Here is a 10,846-nt window from a genome sequence, read left to right on the forward strand (position 1 = left end):
AGATCAACAGACCCTAACAAAATTAACTCGGTTTACGCTTCAATAGCCACCATGTCAGCAGCAAAAACAGCAAGCTCGGCAGCAATGCGCCGATGATCGATGGAATGTTGAACACCATAGTGACGCGTCCAAAGGTTTCGTTGATCACATAAAAAGCGAAACCAAACACGATACCGGTAACAATCCGCGCGCCGGTGGTGACGCTGCGTAGCGGGCCGAAAATAAAAGACAGCGCCAATAACATCATCACCGCGACAGAAATCGGTTGAACCAGTTTACGCCAGTAGAGCAGCTCAAACTGTTTGGCGTCTTGTCCACTCTCTTTCAGGAAGGTCGCATAGCTGTTTAAGCCGCTGATTGAGAGTGAAGTTGCTTTTAAACTTACCGTCAGCAGTTTATCTGGTGTTAGTCCAGATTGCCAAACGTGGTTAAGGTAGTTGCGGTTTTGAATCGAATCCTCTTCAATAATGGTTTCGCTGAATTGATTAAAGATCCAATTCCCATCGGCTTCCTGATAAGTGGCTTGGTTGCCGTGTTGCATGGTTTTCAAGCGACGTTGATCGTCAAATTGATAAATATAGATATTATTCAGCGTGCTGTTATCGGTGACATTCTGGATATACACAAAACTATTTCCGTCTCTTGCCCAAATGCCGTTTTGTACCGATAGCAGTGAACCACCGGAAATCGCTTGCGAGCGCATATTGCGCGCAAATTGTTCGGTTTGTGGGATGCCCCATTCGCCCAACAGCATAATTGCTAAGATGAGCGGAATCGCAGTTTTGATTACCGATAGCCCGATTTTTAGGCGTGAAAAACCGGAGGCTTGCATCACCACTAACTCACTGTTGGCAGCAAGTGCGCCGAGTCCGATCAACGCACCTAACAATGCCGCCATCGGGAAAAACGTTTCTACATCGCGCGGCATCGTCAGCAAGGTATAATAAATGGCTTGCAGGCTGTCATAACTGCCTTTGCCGACATCGCGAAATTGTTCGACGAATTTGATGATGGCGGACAGACCGACCAGCATAAACAGAGTGGTTAAAATCGTGCCGAAAATAGTCCGGCCTATGTAACGATCTAATACACCAAACATAAATTAATCCTCCAGCGCCGAGTTGGGGGAGACAAAATGGCGAACTTTATACATAAAGGCACTGTTCCAACTGTTTAAGATGATGGCTATCAAGAAAAAGACCAGATGAACTAGCGGAATCAAAATCGTAGCATCAGCTTTGCCGCCGCTGCCGGCAGATTTTAATGAACTGAGCAACAGAAAATAGATCAAATACAGCAAAAGTGCGGGTAGCATTTTAGCAAACCGTCCTTGGCGTGGATTGACTTTGCTTAACGGCACGGCAAGCAGCGCCATCAACGGCACGGCAAGCACCAGCGAGATTCGCCACCACAATTCGGCTTGTGCTGCGTCAGAGCCGTCGTTGAGTAGCTGGTTGAGATTTAAGCGTTCGATTTTGTCACTTTCCGATTCCACATTGGCAAAGGTCAGATAGGCTTGATAATCATCAAAATGGGTAATTTTAAAATCAGGCAGAATCGCGCTACCTTCATAGCGTTCGCTGTTATTGAGTTTTAAGATTTGATCGCCGTTCGGCAGTGCTTCCAGATTCCCGTTTTCAGCCACCAAAACCGACGGTTTGATATTACCGCGTTCGCGCATTTGGAATAGATAGATATTGTCTAAACGATTGGCTTCGACATCATCGATAAACAACACAAAATTGCCGTCATTATTGCTGATAAATTGACCCGGGCTTAAGGCAGACAGCGTTGGGTTGGCTTTTGCTTGTTCAAGCATATTCACCTGCTTCTCAATTGCCCAAGGCGAAAGCCAGAACGCGTTATAGGCGGCAAGAGCGGCAGTAAACAGCGACAGCAGCAGTGCGACCCGCATTAAAATCCGCTGTCCGACACCGCAAGCGCGCATCACTGTGATTTCACTGTCGGCATACAGGCGACCGAGTGTCATTAAAATGGCGATAAACAGGCATAGCGGCAACATTAATTGCGCCATTGTCGGCATGCCCAGCCCGAGTAAAGAAAAAACCAAGTCGGAAGGCACACTACCATTTACCGCAGAGCCTAGTACCCGCACTAACTGTTGAGCAAAAAAGATCAACAGCAGAATAAACAGAATAGCAATCTGGCTTTTGAAAATCTCTTTGGTTAAATATTTAAGTAAGATCACGGTCAGCCCTTGTAGTTTTAGGTTTGCTTACAGAATCAATCTTTTATTAAGACAACAAAAATGAAAATAATCATCGCTCGAAAACAAAGTTTTTTTGTGAATCTCTGTTATCCTCCACGATAAATCGTATAATGATACCCTTATTTTAATCGTGACAACAATAAAAATTATCGGGAGAACAAAATGGAATTTACCTTGAGCCAAATTGGAGCGGCGGCGCAACCAAGCGATTGTGTGATGGTGGCAGTCTATGAAAAACAACAACTTAGCCCGGCGGCGCAACAATTGGACAATGCAAGTGGTGGCTATTTGAGTCAAATGTTGCAGCAAGTGGAAATCGAAGGCAAAGTCGGACAAAGCCTGATGCTGCATCATGTGCCGCATTTGTCGACAAAGCGGGTTTTATTGCTCGGCTGTGGTGACCAAGCCCAAGCCTTAAGCGAACGTCAATATCAGCAAGTGGTGCAGAAAGCCTTTAGCACACTGCGTGATACCAATGCGCAAAGTGCGGTCAGCTTTTTAAATGAAGTGCAAGTGGCTAAACGTGGAATATATTGGAAAGTGCGGTTTGCATTGGAAGCAGTGCAGCAAGCACGTTATCAATTTGATGCGTTTAAAAGTAAAAAATCAGAGCAGCGTCAAGCGCTGAATAGTATCGTCTTTGCGGTGAGTGCCGATGATATTGCCAGAGCAGAACAGGCGATTGCCCATGCGCGTGCGATTGCCAACGGCGTGAAAGCGGCAAAAGATGTTGCCAATTGCCCGCCGAATGTTTGTAATCCGGCGTATTTGGCAGACTGTGCTAAACAACTCGCTGATGAATCTGCGCTGCTCAACACCACAATTATTGACGAAGCGCAAATGGCGGAGCTTAAGATGGACGCCTATTTAGCGGTGTCACGGGGTTCGCACAATCCAGCGTTTATGTCGGTGATGGAATATAAAAATCACCCGAATCCACAAGCGAAGCCGATTGTGTTGGTGGGCAAAGGGCTGACTTTTGATGCCGGTGGCATTTCGTTAAAACCGGCGGCAGAAATGGATGAAATGAAATATGACATGGGTGGCGCAGCTGCGGTTTATGGGGTGATGAAAGCCGTAGCCGAATTAAAACTGCCATTAAATATTGTGGCGATTTTGGCAGGTTGCGAAAATTTACCGGACGGCAATGCTTATCGTCCGGGCGATATTTTAACCACGATGAACGGCTTGACGGTTGAGGTATTGAATACCGATGCAGAAGGGCGTTTAGTGTTGTGCGATGCGTTGACTTATGTGGAACGTTTCGAGCCGGAAGTGGTGATTGATGTCGCCACGTTAACCGGCGCTTGCGTGGTCGCATTGGGGCAGCACAACAGTGGTTTGGTTACGAGTGATGATCAGTTGGCAGCGGAACTGGAGCATGCTGCTCAACAATCACTGGATAAAGCTTGGCGCCTGCCGTTGAGTGAAGAGTATCAGGAGCAGCTGAAATCTAATTTCGCCGATCTTGCCAATATTGGTGGTCGCTGGGGGGGCGCGAGCACCGCAGCAGCATTTTTATCTAACTTTACGAAAAAATATCCTTGGGCACATTTAGACATCGCCGGCACGGCATGGAAATCCGGTGCAGAGAAAGGTGCAACCGGGCGTCCGGTCGCATTATTGCTGCAATATTTATTAAATAAAGCAAAATAAGTACTAAAAATAGGCATGAAATCAAATTTTCGTCGGTTTTAGCTATAAATTTAAGCAAAAAATGGTGTATAGTTAGCGCTGCCTATTTTCTATTATCTTTAAATTAATTATATAAAGGAGGTTGTCATGGCGCTTGCACCTTTAGTCGTGCGGAAATTTGAATGTGCATCGGAACAGGATGCTGAACAGATTTGTGTGGCACTGAATAAGGCAAAATATCGTTCTGTTGCGTTAGGAAGCGCAGTAGTTTCACAATGTCGTCCGACTAAAAAGCTGGAAGGGATTTTAGCGAAAGTCAATCCGGTGGAGGTTATCCCGAGTGATTATGATCTAGAGCAAATCCGAGATACAATCGCTTGACACTTCATTTGATTTAAAAAGAACAGAATCGCCATCTTGTCATTGATAAGGTGGCGATTTTTTTACGACCGCACTTTTTGTTTTATATTCCGACTTATATTTTCTCCTTTCGTTACGACGCTTTTTTCGCTAAAATTAACCGTTTATTTCAGGCGATAATCAAGGCATGGAAATACTTGAATCTTGAATGTGGAAGCTTATAACTGGAGCTTGAATACAAAAAATAGGGCAACGAGTGGTGAAACAAGCACAATTTTATCTTTTGCAGGCGGAGAAAGCGGATTCGGAACTGAATGCGCAAGAAGCGCTGAGCTGTGATTTGGCAGCTGATGCGTGGCGCTTGGGCAAACGGGTGTTGATTGCCTGTGAAACGGAACAACAGGCGTTGCTGCTGGACGAAGCGTTATGGCAGCGTGATCCGGAACAGTTCGTGCCGCATAATTTGTCCGGCGAAATCACCACTTATGCCACCCCAATTGAAATCAGTTGGCTCGGCAAACGCAATAGCCAACGGCGCGATCTGCTGATTTCACTGCAAAGTGCGGTTCCGGATTTTGCCAACAGCTTTAATCAGGTGATTGATTTCGTACCCGTTGAAGAACAAGCCAAAATTCAGGCGCGTGAGCGCTATAAACAGTATCGTCAGCTGGGATTTGAATTGACGACACAGCAAGTTTCGTGATTTTGCATATCTAAATTAGTAGAGACAAATAATGCTCATTTCACAGAATATGATTACCGATGTTAAGCTGATCATTCATCAATCGCGCGAACAAGCGATTCGAGTTGTTGATCACCAACGCACCTTGATGTATTGGCATATTGGTAAACGTATTTTTGAAGAAGAGCAGCTTGGGCAAGAGCGAGCGGATTATGGCAGTTATTTGATTCGTTATCTTTCCGAGCAACTGCAGCCAGAGTTTGGAAGCGGTTTTTCTCGTCGCCAGCTTGCTCGTTATCGTCAATTTTATCGTCTTTTTCCGATTGTGTCCGCACTGCGGACACAATTGAGTTGGACGCATTATAAGTTATTATTGCCGTTTGAAAATGCGGATAAACGTGAGTATTACCTTGCCGGAAAATCAAAATCAGATTTTTGCCAGTCGGTATCAGATGTATTTGCCATCAGAGCAAGAATTGCTTAATGAATTAAAACAAGAAATTGAAAATTTCGAACAACGCGAATTAAAAGTACAAGAGAAAATAGCCGAGTATTTTTATTCTAAAAGAAAACAATCCTAATATTGTTAATCAATAAGATAGAGAAACCTATGACAAAAACCTTTGAAATGCCGGATCGCTTTGAAGCATCGGCAGTAGAACAAACGCTGTATAAACATTGGGAAGAAAGCGGCTATTTTAAACCGTCGGAAGATCGTTCTCGTCCGAGTTACAGCATTGCGATTCCGCCGCCGAATGTCACCGGCAGTTTGCATATGGGGCATGCGTTCCAGCAGACATTAATGGATACCTTGATTCGTTATCACCGTATGCAGGGCGATAATACCTTGTGGCAGGCGGGGACGGATCATGCCGGTATCGCGACGCAAATGGTGGTTGAGCGTAAAATTGCCGCCGAAGAAGGCAAAACTCGACATGATTTCAGCCGTGAAACCTTTATTGACCGTATTTGGCAATGGAAAGCTGAATCCGGTGGTACTATCAGCCAGCAAATGCGCCGCATTGGCAACTCGGTTGATTGGGAGCGTGAGCGTTTCACCATGGACGAAGGCTTGTCTGATGCAGTGAAAGAGGTGTTTGTGCGTTTGCATGAAGAGGGCTTGATTTATCGCGGCAAACGCTTGGTCAATTGGGATCCGAAACTGCATACCGCGATTTCTGATTTGGAAGTGGAAAACAAAGAGAGCAAAGGCAGTTTGTGGCATTTCCGCTATCCGTTGGCAAACGGTGCAAAAACCGCAGACGGTTTGGATTATTTAGTGGTCGCCACGACGCGCCCTGAAACCGTGTTGGGCGATACCGCGGTGGCGGTGCATCCGGAAGATGAACGCTATCAATCCTTAATCGGTAAAACGGTATTATTGCCATTGGCTAATCGTGAAATTCCGATTGTTGCTGATGACTATGTTGATCGTGAGTTTGGCACCGGTGTTGTGAAAATCACACCGGCACACGATTTCAACGACTATGAAGTCGGCAAACGTCATAATTTACCGATGGTGAATGTATTGACCCTGAATGCGGATATTCGTGAACAAGCGGAAGTGCTGAACAGCGACGGCAAAGCCAATACCGATTACCAAGCCTTTATTCCGGAAAACTATCGTGGTTTAGAACGTTTTGCGGCGCGTAAACAGTTGGTTGCCGAGTTTGAAGAGTTGGGTTTACTCGATCAAATCAAACCGCACGATCTGAAAGTACCTTACGGTGACCGTGGCGGCGTGCCGATTGAACCGATGCTGACCGATCAATGGTATGTCAGCGTGGCGCCATTGGCAAAAGAGGCGATTCGTGCAGTAGAAAACGGCGAGATTCAATTTGTGCCGAAACAGTATGAAAACCTGTATTTTTCCTGGATGCGTGATATTCAAGACTGGTGTATTTCGCGCCAATTGTGGTGGGGACACCGTATTCCGGCGTGGTACGACAACCAAGGCAACGTGTATGTCGCCCGTGATGAAGCGGAAGTGCGGTCGAAACACAACCTAGCCGCCGATATCGAATTGCGTCAAGATGATGATGTGCTGGATACATGGTTCTCTTCCGGTTTGTGGACGTTTTCCACCTTGGGTTGGCCGAAGCAAACCCCTGATTTGGCGATGTTCCACCCGACTAGCGTATTGATCACCGGGTTTGACATTATCTTCTTCTGGGTTGCCAGAATGATTATGTTCACCATGCACTTTATCAAAGATAAAGACGGTAAGCCGCAAGTCCCGTTCAAAACCGTGTATGTTACCGGTTTGATCCGTGATGAAAGCGGGCAAAAAATGTCGAAATCCAAAGGTAACGTGATCGATCCGTTGGATATGATTGACGGTATTGATTTGCAAGCCTTGGTGGAAAAACGCACCGGCAATATGATGCAACCGCAGTTGGCAGAAAAAATCGAAAAAGCCACACGCAAAGCGTTTCCGAACGGTATCAACCAACACGGCACCGATGCGTTGCGCTTCACCTTGAGCGCACTAGCCTCAAACGGACGTGACATCAACTGGGATATGAACCGCCTGGAAGGTTACCGTAATTTCTGTAACAAATTATGGAATGCCAGTCGTTTTGTGCTGATGAATGCCGAAGGCAAAGATTGCGGTTTTGGCGCAGGCGAAAAAGAGCTGTCACTGGCGGATCGTTGGATTTTGGCGGAATATAATAATACGGTGCAGGCGTTCCGTCAGGCATTGGACGGTTATCGTTTTGATTTGGCTGCGAATATTCTGTATGAATTCACCTGGAATCAGTTCTGCGACTGGTATTTAGAATTGACCAAACCGATGTTTAACAGCGGCAGTGAAGCGCAGCAACGTGGTACACGCCACACGTTATTAACCGTGCTGGAAAGTTTACTACGATTGGCGCACCCGATTATTCCGTTTATCACCGAAGAGATTTGGCAACGGGCGAAAGGCTTGGTTGGGGTAGTTGGCGAAACCATTATGTTGCAGCCGTTCCCAAGTTATGATGCGGCGTTAGTTGATCAAACCGCACTGGATGAAATCGAGTGGTTGAAAGAGATTATCGTCAATGTACGTAATATCCGCGCTGAGAAAAACATTCCGCCGGGCAAAGGCTTGGATCTGTTGTTGCGGAATTTAAATGAGAGCGAAGCGGCTTGTTTAGCCAAAAACCGCACTTTGCTGCAAAATATGGCGAAATTGGATTCAGTGCAAGTCTTGGCGCAAGGAGAAACCGCACCGCTGTCGGTGGCGAAATTGGTCGGCGGTTGCGAACTGCTGGTACCGATGGCAGGCTTTATTGATAAAACCGCTGAATTAGCACGTTTAAACAAAGAGATCGAACGTTTGCAAAATGAGATCGCCCGTATCGAAAATAAACTGTCAAACGAGGGCTTTGTCGCCAAAGCCCCGGCAGCGGTAATCGATAAAGAGCGGTCAAAAATGGCGGAATATCAAGACGGTATGGAAAAACTTAAAGCGCAGTATTTGAATATCGAAGCGCTATAATCAGCGAGTTTTTTATGCTTAGGGCGGATAAATTTAGATTCGCCCTTTTTGTTAACCGCGCAGTTATCTTGATTTTAGCTGTCGTCGCAGTTGGATAATCCCATTGCGACAAAAAACAAATGGCGCTATGCTATTTTGGCAAACAAACTTTTACCGGTGCTTACTAGGGTCTGTTGAAGGAGAGTGAAATGGCAAGTAAAAATTATTATGAGGTGTTGGGGGTGGCGAAAGATGCCAGCGCTAACGACATCAAGAAAGCCTACCGCAAATTAGTGCGAAAATACCACCCGGATATTAGTACCGAAGCAGATGCTGACCAGAAAACCAGCGAAATCAATGTGGCTTATGAAACCCTGAAAGATACAGAAAAGCGTGCCGAATATGATGCAATGCTGGAAAATCCATTTGCCGGGCGTACTAATCAAGGCGCAGATTTTGATCCACGTCGCTACGGGTATGAATCGCATGATTTTTCAGGCAGCCATTTCGGCGACGGGCAACCTTTCGGTAGTGGCGATTTCCGTTTTGACGACATCTTTTCAGCCTTTGGTAGTGCCGGTCGGCGTGGACAGGCTTCTCGCCCGAGCGGACCCAGCAAAGGCGAGGATCAACACGCCGAATTGAGCATTGATATTAATGCGGCTTATCACGGCAGTGATCGTAGCTTAAGCTTGGATATGCCAACTTTAACTGCCGACGGGCAGATGAGCTATGAGCGCAAAACGTTGCAAGTCAAGATTCCGAAAGGGATTATTGAAGGGCAGCAAATTCGTTTGCGTGGGCAAGGATTGCCGGGGTTTAATGGCGGCGAACACGGCGATTTATACCTGAAAATTCGCTTTCATCAATCGGATCGCTTGTATGTGGATCAACGTAAAGACGTGTATCAACGCATTGATATTATGCCTTGGACTGCAGCGCTCGGCGGCAAAATAGAGTTGGAAACCATCGCAGGCAAATTTAACCTGAATATTCCTGCCAACAGCCGTAACGCACAAAGTTTGCGCTTGAAAGGCAAAGGTATTCCGAATAAGGACGCCGGTGATTTGTATTTGTTGCTGAATATTGTGTTGCCGCCTGCCGACAGTGATGCGGATAAAGCCGCTTGGCAGCAGCTAGCCGATTATTACCAAGCTTAAGGAGGACGATGATGACCGAACAACAAGATATTCAACTGACTTTTGAAGAGATCGTGTGCGCCTGCGACAATAATATTGATTGGGTGGTCAGTGTGATTGAAGAGGAGATCATCTCGGTTCACGGCAAGCCGCAACAGGCGAGTTATAGCGGTTTTCAACTGTCGCGAATTCGCCGTGCGCACCGAATCAGTCGTGATTTTGAAGCCAGCGTTCCTGCTACTGCACTGATCTTGCAATTGCTGGATGAGTTGGAAACGCTGCGCAAAGGTGGATAAGCCTTGGATTTAGATAAGGTGGTGTTGATAAGACCGTCGAGGAAAACGACGGTCTTTTGTTGTGGCTATAAATTGATAAAAAAGACTAATAAAATTGGTACCAAGATATTGATGATAAATCCGTAGCTAATCGCCAACGGTACAACTTGCATGCCGCCGGAACGTTGAATGACCGGTAAGGTGCAGTCAAGTGCGGTTGCACCGGTGATGCCAACCGCAGTCGAGCGGTGCTGCTGCATAAAAAACGGCACCAAAAACAGGCTGAGGATTTCTCGTGACAGATCATTAAAAAAGGCGATACTGCCGAAAACCGGACCCCAAGCATCATTGATCATCACACTCGATAAAGAGTACCAACCGATGCCGGAGGCGATCGCCAAGCCTTGTGAAATCGGTAAATCCAATATCATTGCAGCCAGGATTCCACCGAGCAAGGCGCTGATAGTGACAATTATCGCCGTGTAAATTCCCCGTTTATTAAACAGCACCTCACGCAGTGCAATGCCGTTGTTGCGTAATTGAATCCCGATCAAAAAGATCAGTGCAAGCAAGACATAAGTGCTGCTGTTCAGCGGTATATTCAAATGTCCTTTACTGAACAGCCCTAAAATAAAACCCAAAAACACCATCGAGGACATCAGTAGAGAATCCAGCATCAAGCGTAGGCGGGACGGCATCTGTTCGCTATGGTGGCGTAGCGGACGTGGCGAGATTTTGTCGTAAATCAGCAGCGCCAGCAGATTTAATCCCAGTATCAGGCTGATAAACGTGAAGGCAGACAACGCAATAATCGGCAGTTGCACCGCAAGATCATCCATTTGTCCTAAAGAGAGTCCCATAATCAATAAAATCAAATACAGCAGTGCCATCACGGCTTTGTTAATTCGATTCAACCAGTTTCTGTTTGTTGTTTTAATTAAATAACCGAAAAACATCGGTCCCAAGACGATCAATAAACCTTCAATCATAGCCACCTCTTTCTGCTGCGAGCGAAGATTATAGCGAAAAAGATAGCGTTACGCATAGGGTCTGTTGATCTTT

Annotated in this window: 10 protein-coding genes; 7 read left to right on the top strand and 3 right to left on the bottom strand. The window is 46.1% G+C overall.

Going from position 1 to position 10,846, the window contains the following annotated elements; genetic code table 11:
• Positions 1-22 precede the first annotated feature (22 nt).
• Together lptG and lptF are read right to left on the bottom strand one after the other, a co-directional pair.
• Positions 23-1,099 carry an LPS export ABC transporter permease LptG gene (gene lptG / locus FHQ30_RS07580; RefSeq protein WP_139610869.1) on the bottom strand — a complete coding sequence of 359 codons (1,077 nt, stop codon included), beginning with the start codon at positions 1,097-1,099 and terminating at the stop codon, positions 23-25.
• A gap of 3 nt (positions 1,100-1,102) precedes the next feature.
• On the bottom strand, positions 1,103-2,209 hold the full coding sequence (lptF, locus tag FHQ30_RS07585; RefSeq protein ID WP_139610868.1) for an LPS export ABC transporter permease LptF: 1,107 nt from the start codon (positions 2,207-2,209) through the stop codon (positions 1,103-1,105).
• A 183-nt stretch (positions 2,210-2,392) separates the two neighbouring features.
• On the opposite strand from lptF, the gene FHQ30_RS07590 reads away from it, so the two are divergent.
• The 7 genes from FHQ30_RS07590 (at position 2,393) to FHQ30_RS07620 (ending at position 9,805) form a co-directional block, all read left to right on the top strand.
• The gene (locus FHQ30_RS07590) at positions 2,393-3,886 is read left to right on the top strand and encodes a leucyl aminopeptidase (protein WP_139610867.1); all 1,494 of its coding nucleotides are present in this window, start codon (positions 2,393-2,395) and stop codon (positions 3,884-3,886) included.
• 126 nt (positions 3,887-4,012) lie between these two features.
• Positions 4,013-4,246 carry a hypothetical protein gene (locus tag FHQ30_RS07595; RefSeq protein WP_132966684.1) on the top strand — a complete coding sequence of 78 codons (234 nt, stop codon included), beginning with the start codon at positions 4,013-4,015 and terminating at the stop codon, positions 4,244-4,246.
• 238 nt (positions 4,247-4,484) lie between these two features.
• Positions 4,485-4,928 (top strand): DNA polymerase III subunit chi, encoded by a 444-nt coding sequence (locus tag FHQ30_RS07600; RefSeq protein ID WP_132966921.1) that lies wholly within the window; start codon positions 4,485-4,487, stop codon positions 4,926-4,928.
• Positions 4,929-4,959: 31 nt separating this feature from the next.
• Positions 4,960-5,391 carry a DUF1016 N-terminal domain-containing protein gene (locus tag FHQ30_RS07605; protein WP_139610866.1) on the top strand — a complete coding sequence of 144 codons (432 nt, stop codon included), beginning with the start codon at positions 4,960-4,962 and terminating at the stop codon, positions 5,389-5,391.
• Positions 5,392-5,535: 144 nt separating this feature from the next.
• The gene (locus FHQ30_RS07610) at positions 5,536-8,391 is read left to right on the top strand and encodes a valine--tRNA ligase (RefSeq protein ID WP_176552613.1); all 2,856 of its coding nucleotides are present in this window, start codon (positions 5,536-5,538) and stop codon (positions 8,389-8,391) included.
• Positions 8,392-8,579: 188 nt separating this feature from the next.
• Positions 8,580-9,530: a DnaJ C-terminal domain-containing protein gene (locus FHQ30_RS07615; protein WP_139610864.1), complete on the top strand. Its 951-nt coding sequence runs from the start codon at positions 8,580-8,582 to the stop codon at positions 9,528-9,530.
• A gap of 8 nt (positions 9,531-9,538) precedes the next feature.
• Positions 9,539-9,805, top strand: coding sequence for a chaperone modulator CbpM (locus FHQ30_RS07620; protein WP_232517288.1), 267 nt, complete (start codon positions 9,539-9,541; stop codon positions 9,803-9,805).
• 65 nt (positions 9,806-9,870) lie between these two features.
• Here FHQ30_RS07620 and FHQ30_RS07625 read toward each other — a convergent pair whose 3' ends face one another.
• Entirely contained in the window at positions 9,871-10,773 is a 903-nt protein-coding gene (locus tag FHQ30_RS07625) for a LysO family transporter (protein WP_139610863.1), read from the bottom strand.
• Between the last annotated feature and the right edge of the window lie 73 nt (positions 10,774-10,846).

The organism is Testudinibacter sp. 'clade 2', assembly GCF_006227735.1.
GTDB lineage: Bacteria > Pseudomonadota > Gammaproteobacteria > Enterobacterales > Pasteurellaceae > Chelonobacter.